This is a genomic window from Pseudomonas sp. HMSC065H01 (genome assembly GCF_001815235.1).
Classification (GTDB): Bacteria; Pseudomonadota; Gammaproteobacteria; order Pseudomonadales; family Pseudomonadaceae; genus Pseudomonas; species Pseudomonas aeruginosa.
Window position 1 is genome coordinate 17,938 of the sequence record NZ_KV819923.1, and the last position, 14,293, is coordinate 32,230.

The following is a 14,293-nucleotide window of genomic DNA, read 5'->3' on the forward strand; positions in this document are numbered from 1 at the left end:
TCGGGAGGGAGAGGGAAACATCGGCGCCGAAGGCTATTGCACCAGCGCCCCATCCGCACCCTCGAAGGCGAAGCCCTCGATACAGGCGTCTCCCGCCAGCACGCCGATGTACTGTCCCACCGCTCGCTGCAACACCTGCGCTTGCAGGTGCGCGGCGATCTGTGCGCGGGCCGCGTCGAAGTCGAGCGGCTCGCCGCCTTCGCGCGCCAGCAGTTCCACCACATGCAGGCCATAGCGGCTTTCCAGCGGATGCTCGAGCAGCCCGGGCGCGCGGCGCAGCAGGCGCTTCTCGAATTCGGGGACGGTCTGCCCCGGCTCGATCCAGCCGAGGTCGCCGCCCGCCTCCTTCGACGGACAGGCGGAGAAACGCCGGGCCAGGTCGACGAAGCGCTCGGGATGCCCGCGCAACTCGTCGAGCAGCTCCGCGGCCTGCTTGCGCGCCGTCTCGCGGCCTTCCAGGTCGTCCGGCGCGCAGGCCAGCAGCACATGGCGCAATTGCAGGCGCCAGGGGCCGAGCAGGCGCCCCGGATTGGCCGCGTACCAGGTCCGGCAGGCGTCTTCGTCGGCTTCCGGGACCTGCACCTCTTCCTCCAGCAATTGGCGGATGCGCGCTTCCTCCGGCGTCTCGCCGTCTTCGCAGCGGGCCTCGATGCCCAGCGCGTCGGCCCGTTGCAGGAGCAACTGGCGGACGATCAGCGCACGGCAGGCGGCCTCCAGCGCCAGCGCGTAGCTGTCCGCCGGGTGGTATTGCAGCTCGCGAGCCAGCAGGTCTTCACCGATGGCCACGCCGTTGACCTTCAGTTGCGGCAGTTCGACCTTCTCGACGCGTTCTTCGTAGTGGGAGCAACTCATGATCGATCACCTCGGTTCGGCGGGCCGGCGCCGGATGCGCCGGCCGCCCAGGGTTCAGGCAGGACGTTTCTGACGCACGATCTGGTAGCGCCGGCCCAGGTACCACACCGGCGCGCTGACGATGTGCACCAGGCGGGTGAAGGGGAACAGCACGAACAGGGTAAGGCCCAGGCCGACGTGCAGCTTGTAGACCAGGCCCACCGGCGCGATGGCCTCGGCCGCCGCCAGCGGACGCAGGGTGACGATGGCCTGGGCCCAGTCGGCGAGCATCACCATCACCGAGCCATCCATGTGATGGGTCGAGGCGACGATGGTGGAGAGGCCGAGGATCAGCTGGGCGTAGAGCACCAGCAGGATCATCAGGTCGGAGGCGTTGCCGGTGGCGCGCACCCGTGCGTCGGTCAGGCGGCGCAGGATCAGTCCGCTCAGGCCGATGAAGCAGAGCACGCCGAAGAAGCCGCCGGAGACCATCGCCAGCAGTTGCTTGCTCTCGGTGCTGATCAGGTGGTGGTAGACCGAGGCCGGGGTCAGCAGGCCGACGAAGTGGCCGGCGAGGATGAACAGCACGCCGACGTGGAACAGGTTGCTGTATACCCGCATGCCCTTCTTGCTGAGCATCTGGCTGGAACCGGCCTTCCAGGTGTACTGCGAGAGGTCGAAGCGCGCCCAGCTGCCGACCAGGCAGATCAGCAGCGCGACATAGGGATAGATCCCGAAGAACAGAAGATTGGTCGACATGCTCAGACTCCTTCGCGGGCCGCGCGGTACTGCATCTGCGGTACCGGCTGGGCGACCCATTGCAATGGTTGTTCGGTGGAAGCCGTTGGACGGCGGCCGCTGCTCGACGGGCAACCGCCGGCGGGGTCGGTGAAGCTCACCGGGGTTTCCTCCCAGGCCCGGTCGATGGCCTCCAGGCTGTCGTCGCGCTGTTCCTGGGCCTGGTCGCGACGCAACGCGCCGAGGTCCGGGCGCTCGCCGCCGAGTTCCAGCAACGCCTCGAAAATCGCCGCATAGGCGCTGCCGCGTTCCTCCAGGCGCAGCGCCAGCAGGCCGAGGATGTGCGCCACTTCGGCGAGCCCTTCGCTGGCCGCCGCGAACGGCAGCAGCGACAGGTATTCGAGGTACAGCGGCAGGTAGTCCGGCAGCTCCGGTACGTCGATCTGCAGGCCGGCCCCGGTATAGCGGTCGAGCAGGTCGACCATCGCCTGGCCACGGTCGCGGCTCTCGCCGTGGACGTGCTCGAAGAGCAGCAGCGAGACCGAGCGGCCGCGCTCGAAGAGACCGTCGTAGCGCGCCTGGACGTCCAGCAGGTCGCCCTGGCAGAGCTCGTTGAGCAGCGCCGCGAGGCCGTCGCGCAGCGCTTCCGGCAGTTCGCAGGTGCGGATCAGCGCATGCAGGCCGAGGCTCTCCTCGCGCAGCTCGGCGCGTGGATAGTCGAGTAGCAGGGCGAGCAGGCGGAACAGTTGGCTGTGATCGTTCATGGCGCTCACTCCTGGATCTGCACGACCTGGATCACGTCGCGGCGGTTGGTCGGCTTGCCGCCGAACAGGTTGACGGCGGAGTTGCTGCCGCCGGAACAGCCGTTGCCGAAGCTGAAGCCGCAGCCGGAACGCTCGGCGAAGGCATCGGAAAGCGCTTCCTCGCGGTGCGCGCTGGGGATCACGAAGCGATCCTCGTAGTTGGCGATGGCCAGGTAGCGGTACATCTCCTCCACCTGCTCCACGCTCAACCCGACCTTGGCCAGCACCTCCAGGTCCTGGCGGCCTTCGACGTGCTCGGCGCGCTTGTAGGCGCGCATCGCCAGCAGGCGCTTGAGCGCCAGCAGCACCGGCGCGGTGTCGCCGGCGGTGAGCAGGTTGGCCAGGTACTGCACGGGGATGCGCAGCGACTCGACGTCCGGGATCACCCCGTCGCTGCCGATGTGCCCCTCGGTGGCGGCGTTCTGGATCGGCGACAGCGGCGGCACGTACCAGACCATCGGCAGCGTGCGGTATTCCGGGTGCAGCGGCAGGGCCAGCTTCCAGTCCATCGCCAGCTTGTACACCGGCGACTTCTGCGCCGCCTCGATGACGCTGTCGGCCACCCCGTCCTTGCGCGCCTGGGCGATCACCGCCGGGTCGAACGGATCGAGGAAGATCTCCAGTTGCTTCTCGTACAGCTCGCGCTCGTTCTCGCAACTGGCCACTTCGTGGATGCGGTCGGCGTCGTAGAGCAGCACGCCGAGGTAGCGGATGCGCCCGACGCAGGTCTCCGAGCAGACGGTGGGCTGGCCGGCCTCGATGCGCGGGTAGCAGAAGATGCACTTCTCGGACTTGCCGCTCTTCCAGTTGAAGTAGATCTTCTTGTACGGGCAGCCGGAGATGCACATCCGCCAGCCGCGGCACTTGTCCTGGTCGATCAGGACGATGCCGTCCTCCTCGCGCTTGTAGATCGCCCCGCTCGGGCAGGACGCCACGCACGCCGGGTTCAGGCAGTGCTCGCAGAGGCGCGGCAGGTACATCATGAAGGTGTTCTCGTACTCACCGTAGATGTCCGCCTGGACCTGGTCGAAGTTCTTGTCCTTGCGCCGCTTGGCGAACTCGGTGCCGAGGATCTCCTCCCAGTTCGGGCCCCACTCGATCTTCTCCATGCGCTGCCCGGAGACCAGCGAGCGCGGGCGCGCCACCGGCTGGTGCTCGGCCTTGGGCGCGGTATGCAGGTGCTGGTAGTCGAAGTCGAACGGTTCGTAGTAGTCGTCGATCTCGGGCAGGTCCGGGTTGGCGAAGATGTTCGCCAGCACGCGGAACTTGCCGCCGATGCGCGGGCGGATCGAACCGTCTGCCGCGCGCACCCAGCCGCCCTTCCACTTCTCCTGGTTTTCCCATTCCTTCGGGTAGCCGATCCCGGGCTTGGTCTCGACGTTGTTGAACCAGGCGTACTCCATGCCTTCGCGGCTGGTCCAGACGTTCTTGCAGGTGATCGAGCAGGTGTGGCAACCGATGCATTTGTCGAGGTTCAGCACCATGCCGACTTGCGAACGAATTTTCATGGCGTCTCTCCTCAAATGTCCTGGGGCAGCGGTCGCGGCAGGGCGTCGCCGCCGAGTCCGCCGTGGCGGGGTTCGTCCAGCCAGTCGACCTTGCTCATCTTGCGCACCACGACGAACTCGTCGCGGTTGCAGCCGACCGTGCCGTAGTAGTTGAAGCCCCAGGCCTGCTGGGCGTAGCCGCCGATCATGTGGGTCGGCTTGAGCACCACGCGGGTCACCGAGTTGTGGTGGCCGCCACGGGTGCCGGTGGTCTCGCTGCCGGGTACGTTCACGATGCGTTCCTGGGCGTGGTACATCATCACCATGCCGTCCTTGACCCGCTGGCTGACCACCGCGCGGCAGGTCGCCGCGCCGTTGGCGTTGAACACCTCGACCCAGTCGTTATCGACGATCCCGGCCTTGGCCGCGTCGTGCTCGCTGAGCCAGATGATCGGACCGCCGCGCGACAGGGTGAGCATCAGCAGGTTGTCGCTGTAGGTGGAGTGGATGCCCCATTTCTGGTGCGGGGTGATCCAGTTCAGGGTGATCTCCGGGTTGCCGTTGGGCTTCCTGTTCAACAGTTTCTCGGTGGTCCGGGTGTTGACCGGCGGCCGGTAGCTGACGAAGCCTTCGCCGAACGCCTGCATCCACGGGTGGTCCTGGTAGAACTGCTGGCGACCGGTGATGGTGCGCCACGGGATCAGCTCGTGGACATTGGTGTAGCCGGCGTTGTAGCTGACGTGCTCGTCCTCGAGGCCGGACCAGGTCGGGCTGGAGATGATCTTGCGCGGCTGCACCTGGATGTCGCGGAAGCGGATCTTCTCGTCTTCCTTGGGCAGCGCTAGGTGGGCGTGCTCGCGGCCGGTGATCTTCGACAGCGCTTCCCAGGCCTTGACCGCGACCTGGCCGTTGGTTTCCGGAGCCAGGGCGAGGACCACCTCGGCGGCGTCGATGGCGCTGTCGATACGCGGCCGGCCCTGGCTGACGCCGCTCTCGACCACGCGATGGTTGAGGTCGCCGACCAGCTTCACTTCCTTCTCGGTGTTCCAGCCGATGCCCTTGCCGCCGTTGCCCAGCTTGTCCAGCAGCGGACCGAGCGAGGTGAACTTGCGGTAGACGTTCGGGTAGTCGCGCTCGACCAGGTGCAGCGTCGGCAGGTTGCGTCCCGGCACCGGCTCGCACTCGCCCTTCTTCCAGTCATGGCCGTCGCCGCCGAACGGCTGCGCCAGCTCGGTGGGGGTGTCATGCAGCAGCGGCACCGTGACCAGGTCCTGCTCCACGCCGAGGTGGCCTTCGGCGACGGCGGAGAACTTCTTGGCGATGGCCTTGTAGATCTCCCAGTCGCTCTTGGCTTCCCAGGCCGGATCGGTGGCCGCCGACAGCGGATGGATGAAGGGGTGCATGTCGGAGGTGTTGAGGTCGTCCTTCTCGTACCAGGTAGCGGTCGGCAGGACGATGTCCGAGTACATGCAGGTGGAGGACATGCGGAAGTCCAGGGTGGTGACCAGGTCGAGCTTGCCCTCGGCACCGTCGTCGACCCAGTCGACCTCGGTGGGACGCGGACCGCCGGCCTTGCCGAGGTCATCGTTCATCACCCCGTTCTTCGCCCCGAGCAGGTACTTGAGCATGTACTCGTGCCCCTTGCCGGAGGAGCCCAGCAGGTTGGAGCGCCAGATGAACATGTTGCGCGGGAAGTTCTGCGGATCGTCCGGCGATTCGCTGGCGAAGCGCAGGCCGCCGCTCTTCAGTTCGCGCACCACATAGTCGGCGACCGGCAGGCCGGCGGCCTCGGCCTCGGCGGCGATGCGCAGCGGGTTGCGGTTCAGTTGCGGCGCCGACGGCAGCCAGCCGAGGCGTTCGGCCTGGATGTTGTAGTCCAGGGCGTGTTCGGCGAAGCGGCTGGCGTCGGCCAGCGGCGACAGCACCTCGTGCATCGACAGCTTCTCGTGGCGCCATTGCGAGCTGTGCAGGTAGAAGAAGCTGGTGCCGTTCATCTGCCGCGGCGGCCGGCTCCAGTCCAGGCCGAAGGCCAGCGGCGCCCAGCCGGTCTGCGGGCGCAGCTTCTCCTGGCCGACATAGTGCGCCCAGCCGCCGCCGCTCTGGCCGATGCAGCCGCACATCATCAGCATGTTGATGACCGCGCGGTAGTTCATGTCCATGTGGTACCAGTGGTTCATCGCCGCGCCGATGATCACCATCGCCTTGCCGCGGGTCTTGTCGGCGCTGTCGGCGAACTCGCGGGCGACCTGCGTCGCGCGCGCCGCCGGGACGCCGGTGATGCGCTCCTGCCAGGCCGGGGTATAGGGCGTGTCGGCGTCCTCGTAGGAGGTCGCCACGTTGTCGCCGCCCAGGCCGCGGTCGATGCTGTAGTTGGCCATCTGCAAGTCATAGACGGTGGCCACCCGCAGGCGCTTGCCGTCCGCCGCGACGATCTCGCGGAACGGCACCCGGCGCAGCAGTACCTCGTCGTTGGCGACGCCCTTGAAGTGCGGGTGCTCCTGCCCGGCGAAGTACGGGAAGGCCACCTCGCAGGCATGTTCCGGGCCATCGAGCAGCGACAGTTGCAGGCGCGTCTGGTCACCGCTCCTGCCGTCCAGCTCGGCGATGTTCCACTTGCCAGACTCGCCCCAGCGGTAGCCGATCGCGCCGGTGGGCGAGACCAGCCCGCCGCTGCGCTCGTCGTAGGCGATGGTCTTCCACTCGGGGTTGTTGTCCTGGCCGAGGTTGTCCGCCAGGTCGGCGGCGCGCAGGTAGCGGGTCGGCTTGAACGCGCCGCCGGCGTGTTCTTCCAGCAACACCAGCATCGGCATGTCGGTGTACTGGCGGCAGTAGTCGACGAAGTAGGCGCTCGGCCGGTCGAGGTGGAACTCCTTCAGGATCACGTGACCGAAGGCCATGCCCAGCGCGGCGTCGGTGCCCTGCTTGGGGTTGAGCCAGAGGTCGGTGAGCTTGGCCACCTCGGAATAGTCCGGGGTGATGGAGACGGTCTTGGTGCCCTTGTAGCGCACCTCGGTGAAGAAGTGCGCGTCCGGGGTCCGCGTCTGCGGCACGTTGGAGCCCCAGGCGATGATGTAGCTGGAGTTGTACCAGTCGGCCGACTCCGGCACGTCGGTCTGCTCGCCCCAGATCTGCGGGCTGGCCGGCGGCAGGTCGCAGTACCAGTCGTAGAAGCTCAGGCAGACCCCGCCGATCAGCGACAGGTAGCGGGCGCCGGCGGCGTAGCTGACCATCGACATGGCCGGGATCGGCGAGAAGCCGATCACCCGGTCCGGACCGTAGGTCTTGGCGGTGTAGACGTTGGCCGCGGCGATGATCTCGGTGACCTCGTCCCAGCTGGAACGGACGAAGCCGCCCAGGCCGCGCTGGCTCTTGTAGCTCTTCGCCTTGGCGGCGTCCTCGACGATGCTGGCCCAGGCGTTCACCGGGTCGCCGTGCTGCGCCCGCGCCTCGCGCCAGAGCTTGAGCAACGGCTTGCGCACCTTCGGGTACTTCAGGCGGTTGGCGCTGTAGATGTACCAGGAATAGCTGGCCCCGCGCGGGCAGCCGCGCGGCTCGTGGTTGGGCAGGTCCGGACGGGTGCGCGGGTAGTCGGTCTGCTGGGTTTCCCAGGTGATCAGGCCGTTCTTCACGTAGATCTTCCAGGAGCAGGAGCCGGTGCAGTTCACCCCGTGGGTGGAGCGCACGATCTTGTCGTGCTGCCAGCGCTGCCGGTAGGCACCTTCCCAGGCGCGGCTCTCGTTGCTGGTCTCGCCGTGGCCATCGGCGAATTCGCCCTGCTTCTTCTTGAAGAACTGCAGGCGGTCGAGCAGGTGACTCATCTTGATCTCCTCACCCGGTCTGTGCCGGGCGTTACAACGCTAATCAGGGGTTGCCGCGGGCTGCTGCCGACGGACTCAACAGGGACTCTCCGCACCCTTGCGCGCGTACCACCACCAGGTGGCGACGATGCAGCTCAGGTAGTAGGCGATGAACACGTAGAGGGCGCCCTCGGCGCTGCCGGTCATGTGCAGCGAGGTGCCGAACGCCTTCGGGATGAAGAACCCGCCGAAGGCGCCGATGGCGGCGGAGAAGCCGATCACCGCGGCCGACTCCATGCTCGCGTTGCGCGCCGCGCCGGCTTCGTCGGCCTGGCCGTCGCGCACCCGCCGGGCCCACTCGTTGCGGAAGATCACCGGGATCATGCGGAAGGTGGAGCCGTTGCCGATGCCGGCGAAGAAGAACAGCAGGATGAAGGCGCCAAGGAAGCCGAAGAAGTTGCCCTGGCCGCCGTCGCCCGGCAGGAAGGCGATCACCGCGAACACCCCGCCGATCATCAGCGCGTAGTTCCACAGGGTGATCCGCGCGCCGCCGAACTTGTCCGCCAGCCAGCCGCCCAGGGGCCGGCTGAGGGCGCCCACCAGCGGACCGAGGAAGGCGTATTGCAGCGGGTTGACGTCGGGGAACTGGGTCTTGCTGAGCATCGCGAAGCCGGCCGAGAAGCCGATGAACGAGCCGAAGGTGGCCACGTACAGCCAGCACATCAGCCAGTTGTGCTTGCGCTTGAAGATCACCGCCTGGTCGCGGAACGAGGCCTTGGCGTCGGCGATGTCGTTCATCCCGAACCAGGCCGCGACCGATACCACGGCGATGAACGGCACCCAGATCCAGCCGGCGTTCTGCAGCCACAGGCGACCGCCGTCGCCGAGCTGCTGCGGCTCGCCGCCGAAGGCGCCGAACAGGCCGCCGGCCACCGCCAGCGGCACGGCGAACTGCATCACCGAGACGCCGAGGTTGCCGAGCCCGGCATTCAGGCCGAGGGCGGTGCCCTGCTGGCTCTTCGGATAGAAGAAGCTGATATTGGACATGCTCGAGGCGAAGTTGCCGCCGCCGAAGCCGCAGAGCAGCGCGATCAGGGCGAACACCCAGTACGGGGTGCTCGGGTCCTGCACGGCGAAGCCCAGCCAGATGCACGGGATCAGCATCGAGGCGGTGCTCAGGGCGGTCCAGCGACGACCGCCGAAGATCGGCACCATGAACGAATAGAACACCCGCAGGGTGGCGCCGGAGATCGACGGCAGCGCCGCGAGCAGGAACAGCTGGTCGTTGCTGAAGGCGAAGCCGGCGCTGTTCAGGCGCACAGTCACCGTGCTCCAGATCATCCACACGGCGAAGGCGAGCAGCAGCGCGGGGATCGAGATCCACAGGTTGCGGCTGGCGATGCGCTTGCCGTTGCGCGCCCAGAACTCGGGGTCCTCGGGGCGCCAGTCGAGCAGCAGCGGTCCCCGTGCGGCTTTCAGTTGGCTATTGGCGATCATGCCCATGACGGCATTCCTCAGGAGTGGGTGGGAAGGGTGGGAGGAAGGTCGACGTCGGCCGAGGCGGCCTGGCCGTCGATGCGGCGTTGCTGCTTGATCGCGTAGTGCATCCAGACCATGCAGACCACGGTCAGGCCGAACAGCAACATGAAGCAGGAGGAGCGCACGCCGATGTGGTCGGCGGCGTAGCCGAACAGGATCGGCAGGCAGAAGCCGCCGAGGCCGCCGATCACCCCGACCATGCCGCCGACGGTGCCCATGTTGCTCGGGTAGTAGTCGTGGATGATCCGGTACACGCTGGCCTTGCCGAAGCCCTGGGCAATGCCGACGACGAACACCAGGAAGGTGAACAGCCAGACGTTCAGGCCGATGCCCAGGCTGAGGTCGCCCTGGATGCCGTGGATGGTCATGGTGGTCTGCGGGTAGGAGAGGAAGAACAGGCACACCAGGCAGACCCAGAACACGCCCCAGTTCACCGAGCGCGCGCCGTAGTGGTCGCTGAACCAGCCACCGAGGGCGCGGATCAGGCCGGACGGCAGGGTGAACAGCATGGTGATGAAGGACGCGGTCTTCAGGTCCAGGCCGTATTCGGCGATGTAGTACTTCGGCAGCCACAGGGCCAGGGCGACGAAGCCGCCGAAGACGAAGAAGTAGTACAGGCCGAAGCGCCAGACGCGCAGCTCGGCGAGCGGCGCCAGTTGCTTGGCCAGGGTCGGCCGCTGGCTGGCCTCGGCGGCACCCTTGAGGTGCGCCGGATCGGTCCAGGTGAACAGCCAGAACAGCACGGCGGTGACCAGCATGGCTACCGAGTAGACCTGCGGCACCATGCGCCAGCCGAAGGCGACCACGATCATCGGCGCCACCAGGTTGGTGATCGCCGCGCCGGCATTGCCAGCACCGAAGATGCCCATCGCGGTGCCCTGGCGCTCCTTCTCGAACCAGGCCGAGGTGTAGGCGATGCCGACCGCGAAGGAGCCGCCGGCCAGGCCGACGAACAGGCCGAGCACCAGGTAGTGCCAGTACTGGCTGGCGAAGGCCAGGCCGTAGATCGGGATGGCCACCAGCAGCATGTGGATGAAGAACACGATGCGGCCGCCGAAGCGGTCGGTGATCAGGCCCAGCGGCAGGCGCACCAGGGAGCCGGTGAGGATCGGCAGGGCGACCATCAGGCCGAACTGGGATTCGCTCAGGCCGAGCTCGTCCTTGATGCGGATGCCGATGATCGAAAACATCGTCCACACGGCGAAATTCACCGCGAAGGACAAGGTACTCATGCCGAGGACGGAGTACTGTTTCTGACGTAGGGAAGCCATGGCTAAACTCTCTGCACGGACAGCGTTCAGCGAGAGCCTAGGGAAGGTGTTCCTATGCAAATTTGATAGGAATCAATGAAATACCGGCCGTTCCGTGCCTAGATGCGCGCCCCTACCTCGAAAGAGGTACGGCTGAAATTATTGCGCAACTCACTGTTTTAAAAGGCTTTTCTCATGAACAAGGCGACCGCGCCGGACGCTGACCAGCGGGACAGATTCTTTGGAGGTAGTGACAGGGCCGGAAAGCCGATCCTGCGCCGCTCCCTGGTAGTCCGCTTCGGCTGCTACCTCACCCTGCTGGTATCGCTGGCGCTGATCGGGATGTTCAGCGCCCTGCTCTTCGCCGACTACACGCACCAGGACGCCGCGGTGATCAACCACGCCGGCTCGTTGCGCATGCTCACCTACCGGGTCGCCCTGGAGCCCAGCCTGGAAGGCCGCCAGGCGCTGCTCGGGACCCTCGGCGAACGCCTCGACAGCGGCGACATCCGCCGCCTGCTGCAACGCCAGGACGCCGACGACCCGATCCGCCAGTTGCACCAGGAGCTGCGCGAGGGCCTCGCGCGCCTGGACCCGCGCGCGCTGCCCGGACGCGCCGTGCTGGACGCCTACGTCGGCGACATCGACCGTTTCGTCGGCATCCTCCAGGCCAAGGCCGAGCGCCGCTCGCAACTGCTCAGCACGGTGCAGGGCCTGTGCCTGTTCCTCAGCCTGCTGGTGGTGTTCGTCACCCTCTACGACCTCAGCTACCACGTCATCGGCCCGCTGCGCGAACTCACCAGCACCGCCCGCCGCCTGGGCCGCGGCGAGCTGGACGCGCGGGTCACCTACAGCGGCGAGGACGAACTGGCGCAACTGGGCGAGCGCTTCAACCAGATGGCCGGCGAGCTGAAGAGCATCTACGGCGACCTGGAAGAGCGCGTGGAGGACAAGACCCGCGCCCTCTCGCAGAGCCACCAGCGCCTCGAACTGCTCTACGCCAGCGCCCGCCGGCTGGGCGAGAACCCCTACGACAGCCGCACCCTGCAACCGCTGCTGAACCAGTTGGAGAAAGTGCTCGACGCCGGCCGCGTGACCCTCTGCCTGAACAAGGACGGGGTCGAGCGCGCCTACAGTTCGCTGACCACCACCGAGCGCCCGGCGGACTTCTGCCTGCAGGGCGACTGCGGTAGCTGCCGCGAGCAGGCCAGCGCCTGCGACCAACCCTCGTCCCTGGCCCAGCCATTGCTGATGCAGCCCCTGTCCATCGCCGGCCACCGTTTCGGCGAACTGTTCATCGAAAGCCGCAGCGGCCGCCTGGAGAACTGGCAGCAGCAACTGATCGAGACCTTCTGCGACAACATCGCCCGCACCTTCGCCCTGTCCCTGCAACAGGAACAGGAAAGCCGCCTGGCCCTGTTCGCCGAGCGCGGCACCATCGCCCGCGAACTGCACGATTCGCTGGCACAGTCGCTGTCCTACCTGAAGATCCAGGTCAGCCGCCTGGGCACCCTGCTCAAGCGCGAGGCGCCGGCGGAGAAGATCGAGGACACCCTCGACGAACTGCGCGAAGGCCTCAACGGCGCCTACCGGCAACTGCGCGAACTGCTCACCACCTTCCGCCTCAGCCTCGACGAGCCGAGCCTGGAAGCCGCGCTGGGGAACGCCGTGGCCGAGTTCGGCGAGCGCGGCGAGGTGACGATCGAACTGGACAACCGCCTGCAACACGTGCCGCTGAGCCCCAACGAGGAAATCCACGTCCTGCAGATCGTCCGCGAGGCGCTCTCCAACGTGGTTCGCCATTCGCAGGCGCAACGGGCCTGGGTGCGCCTGAGCAGCCAGGCCGACGGCCAGGTGAGCATCGCCGTCGAGGACGATGGCGTCGGCTTTGATCCGCAGCAGAACCGCAGCGGCCATTATGGGCTTACCATCATGCAGGAGCGCGGCCAGACCCTCGGCAGCCAGTTGCGCTTCGAAGCGCGCGCGCCCCACGGCACGCGAGTGCTCTTCAGCTTCGTGCCGACCGCCCTGCAACCCTCCGCCGCCAAGGAGCCGACCCCATGACGGACATGCCAGCCACCGCCGACGAACCGGTTCGCCTGCTGCTGGTGGACGACCATCCGATGATGCGCAAGGGCGTCGCCCAGTTGCTCGAACTGGAAGACGACCTCAGCGTGGTCGGCGAGGCCGGCAGCGGCGAGGAAGCCCTGCGCCTGGCCGCCGAACTGGACCCGGACATGATCCTGCTGGACCTGAACATGAAGGGCATGAACGGCCTGGACACCCTGCGCGCGTTGCGCGAGGCCGGAGTCGACGCGCGCATCGTGGTGTTCACCGTGTCCGACGACAAGGGCGACGTGGTCAACGTCCTGCGCGCCGGCGCCGACGGCTACCTGCTCAAGGACATGGAGCCGGAGCGCCTGCTCGAGCACATCCGCCAGGCCGCCACCGGACAGATGACCCTCAGCCCGCAGTTGACCCAGATCCTCGCCCAGGCCCTGCGGGGCGACGACCGCTCGAAGAGCCTCGACGAGCTGACCGAGCGCGAACGGCAGATCCTCCGCCAGATCGCCCACGGCTACAGCAACAAGATGATCGCGCGAAAGCTGGACATCACCGAAGGCACGGTGAAGGTCCATGTCAAGCGGGTGCTGCACAAGCTCGGCATGCGTTCGCGGGTCGAGGCCGCGGTGTGGGCGGTGGAGAACGACCTGGTGTAAGCCGCGCGCGGGCTTGATTCCGGTCAAGAAATCCACCGCGGCGCTGCGTCGATACTGGCGGCTTCCTTCCACGAGGCGCCCGTCATGATGTTCGAACGCAGCCCCGACGATCCCCTTCCCCTGGTCTACGCCTGCTCCGGCTGCTCCAACGTGGCGCAACTGGCCAACGATCTCGCGCTGCGCCTGGATCGCGCCCGGCTGGCGGAGATGTCCTGCATCGCCGGAGTCGGCGGCGACGTCCCGCTGCTGGTCCGCCGGGCCCGCTCCGGGCGACCGATCCTGGCCCTCGACGGTTGCCCGCTGCATTGCGTGAAAGGCTGCCTGGCGCGCCACGAGGTAGTCCCGACCCTGCACCTGACCCTCAGCGAACACGGCCTGAAGAAGCGCTACGGCGAGGACTGCGAGGCGCAGGACGCCGAGCGCCTGTTCGTCGAACTGGAGCGTCTGCTGACGCCGGGCGGCAAGCGCCGCTGCGAATGACGGCGAGGCCGGGGGCGGCGGCTATCCCCAGCCTGCCGAAACCCGCATCCCCGCCTTTCGGCCTCCCTCGCGCATATCGCGGCGCCTCCGCCGCGTAAGCGTGCCCGTACCGCCTGCGATACGCAGCAGTGCGCTAGGATGTCCCCTCGGCTTCGAAGAAAGGACATTTCAATGCTGATCGGTGCGCTGCTGGTTCTCACCTGGGTCATCCTCCTCGTCCGATACCCGGCCAAGGCCCTGCCGGTCTCCCTGGCGGCTCTCGCCGGGCTGGGCCTGGTGGCGGCCTGGGTGATCTGGCAGGACAACGACGAAAGCCGCCACCTGCAACGCCAGGAACTGCGCCTGAGCTATGCGCCGGAACGCTGTCCGGTGGACCGGCCGCTGGCGGTCGAACTGAAGAACGGCAGCGACCGACCGTTGCTGGAGCTACGCTGGAGGATCGCCGCCTACCGCCCCGGCGACAGCGTCAACCTGGCCGACACCAGCTTCGACAGCCCGCGCTACCGGGCGCCGAACGCCCTGCTCGGCGGCGACAGCTGGCACGATTGCCTGCCGCTGCCGCCGCTGCGTCCGGGCTATCGCGCCAGCACCCTGGAATTCCGCGCCGAACGCCTGGACGGGCGTTTCGGCAACTGACCGAGGGAGGAC

The 14,293-nt window shown here is 67.3% G+C and carries 11 protein-coding genes; 4 read left to right on the top strand and 7 right to left on the bottom strand.

Features of this window, described 5'->3' with window-relative positions; genetic code table 11:
* Positions 1 to 33: 33 nt before the first annotated feature.
* The 7 genes from HMPREF3014_RS26160 to HMPREF3014_RS26190 all read right to left on the bottom strand — a co-directional run bounded on the left by HMPREF3014_RS26160 (position 34) and on the right by HMPREF3014_RS26190 (position 10,466).
* Positions 34 to 852, bottom strand: coding sequence for a peptidylprolyl isomerase (locus HMPREF3014_RS26160; protein ID WP_003092951.1), 819 nt, complete (start codon positions 850 to 852; stop codon positions 34 to 36).
* 54 nt (positions 853 to 906) lie between these two features.
* Positions 907 to 1,590, bottom strand: coding sequence for a respiratory nitrate reductase subunit gamma (narI, locus tag HMPREF3014_RS26165; protein WP_012613641.1), 684 nt, complete (start codon positions 1,588 to 1,590; stop codon positions 907 to 909).
* Positions 1,591 to 1,592: 2 nt separating this feature from the next.
* Positions 1,593 to 2,333, bottom strand: coding sequence for a nitrate reductase molybdenum cofactor assembly chaperone (gene narJ / locus HMPREF3014_RS26170; protein WP_003092956.1), 741 nt, complete (start codon positions 2,331 to 2,333; stop codon positions 1,593 to 1,595).
* Between the two features lie 5 nt (positions 2,334 to 2,338).
* The gene (gene narH, locus HMPREF3014_RS26175) at positions 2,339 to 3,880 is read right to left on the bottom strand and encodes a nitrate reductase subunit beta (RefSeq protein ID WP_023087019.1); all 1,542 of its coding nucleotides are present in this window, start codon (positions 3,878 to 3,880) and stop codon (positions 2,339 to 2,341) included.
* Positions 3,881 to 3,891: 11 nt separating this feature from the next.
* A complete protein-coding gene (locus HMPREF3014_RS26180) occupies positions 3,892 to 7,677 on the bottom strand; it encodes a nitrate reductase subunit alpha (protein ID WP_023087018.1) in 3,786 nt (1,261 codons plus the stop codon).
* 75 nt (positions 7,678 to 7,752) lie between these two features.
* On the bottom strand, positions 7,753 to 9,159 hold the full coding sequence (gene narK2, locus HMPREF3014_RS26185) for a nitrate/nitrite transporter NarK2 (RefSeq protein ID WP_023087017.1): 1,407 nt from the start codon (positions 9,157 to 9,159) through the stop codon (positions 7,753 to 7,755).
* Positions 9,160 to 9,170: 11 nt separating this feature from the next.
* Positions 9,171 to 10,466: a nitrate/nitrite transporter gene (locus HMPREF3014_RS26190; protein WP_003105298.1), complete on the bottom strand. Its 1,296-nt coding sequence runs from the start codon at positions 10,464 to 10,466 to the stop codon at positions 9,171 to 9,173.
* A gap of 174 nt (positions 10,467 to 10,640) precedes the next feature.
* On the opposite strand from HMPREF3014_RS26190, the gene narX reads away from it, so the two are divergent.
* The 4 genes from narX (at position 10,641) to HMPREF3014_RS26210 (ending at position 14,281) form a co-directional block, all read left to right on the top strand.
* On the top strand, positions 10,641 to 12,509 hold the full coding sequence (narX, locus tag HMPREF3014_RS26195) for a two-component system sensor histidine kinase NarX (protein ID WP_003105296.1): 1,869 nt from the start codon (positions 10,641 to 10,643) through the stop codon (positions 12,507 to 12,509).
* The gene (narL, locus tag HMPREF3014_RS26200; RefSeq protein WP_003092968.1) at positions 12,506 to 13,165 is read left to right on the top strand and encodes a two-component system response regulator NarL; all 660 of its coding nucleotides are present in this window, start codon (positions 12,506 to 12,508) and stop codon (positions 13,163 to 13,165) included. Before narX ends, narL begins: the two co-directional genes overlap by 4 nt.
* Positions 13,166 to 13,249: 84 nt before the next feature.
* Positions 13,250 to 13,645, top strand: coding sequence for an anaerobic/virulence modulator AnvM (gene anvM, locus HMPREF3014_RS26205; RefSeq protein WP_003092971.1), 396 nt, complete (start codon positions 13,250 to 13,252; stop codon positions 13,643 to 13,645).
* 171 nt (positions 13,646 to 13,816) lie between these two features.
* Positions 13,817 to 14,281: a hypothetical protein gene (locus HMPREF3014_RS26210; RefSeq protein ID WP_003092973.1), complete on the top strand. Its 465-nt coding sequence runs from the start codon at positions 13,817 to 13,819 to the stop codon at positions 14,279 to 14,281.
* The last annotated feature ends 12 nt before the right edge of the window (positions 14,282 to 14,293 follow it).

What these genes read in the sequence shown, in the direction of transcription:
- HMPREF3014_RS26210 (WP_003092973.1), top strand. Translation starts at nt 13,817, where the DNA reads ATGCTGATCGGTGCGCTGCTGGTTCTCACCTGGGTCATCCTCCTCGTC.
- narL (WP_003092968.1), top strand. Translation starts at nt 12,506, where the DNA reads ATGACGGACATGCCAGCCACCGCCGACGAACCGGTTCGCCTGCTGCTG.
- narJ (WP_003092956.1), bottom strand. Translation starts at nt 2,333, where the DNA reads ATGAACGATCACAGCCAACTGTTCCGCCTGCTCGCCCTGCTACTCGAC.
- anvM (WP_003092971.1), top strand. Translation starts at nt 13,250, where the DNA reads ATGATGTTCGAACGCAGCCCCGACGATCCCCTTCCCCTGGTCTACGCC.
- narK2 (WP_023087017.1), bottom strand. Translation starts at nt 9,159, where the DNA reads ATGGGCATGATCGCCAATAGCCAACTGAAAGCCGCACGGGGACCGCTG.
- narI (WP_012613641.1), bottom strand. Translation starts at nt 1,590, where the DNA reads ATGTCGACCAATCTTCTGTTCTTCGGGATCTATCCCTATGTCGCGCTG.
- narX (WP_003105296.1), top strand. Translation starts at nt 10,641, where the DNA reads ATGAACAAGGCGACCGCGCCGGACGCTGACCAGCGGGACAGATTCTTT.
- HMPREF3014_RS26160 (WP_003092951.1), bottom strand. Translation starts at nt 852, where the DNA reads ATGAGTTGCTCCCACTACGAAGAACGCGTCGAGAAGGTCGAACTGCCG.
- narH (WP_023087019.1), bottom strand. Translation starts at nt 3,880, where the DNA reads ATGAAAATTCGTTCGCAAGTCGGCATGGTGCTGAACCTCGACAAATGC.
- HMPREF3014_RS26190 (WP_003105298.1), bottom strand. Translation starts at nt 10,466, where the DNA reads ATGGCTTCCCTACGTCAGAAACAGTACTCCGTCCTCGGCATGAGTACC.
- HMPREF3014_RS26180 (WP_023087018.1), bottom strand. Translation starts at nt 7,677, where the DNA reads ATGAGTCACCTGCTCGACCGCCTGCAGTTCTTCAAGAAGAAGCAGGGC.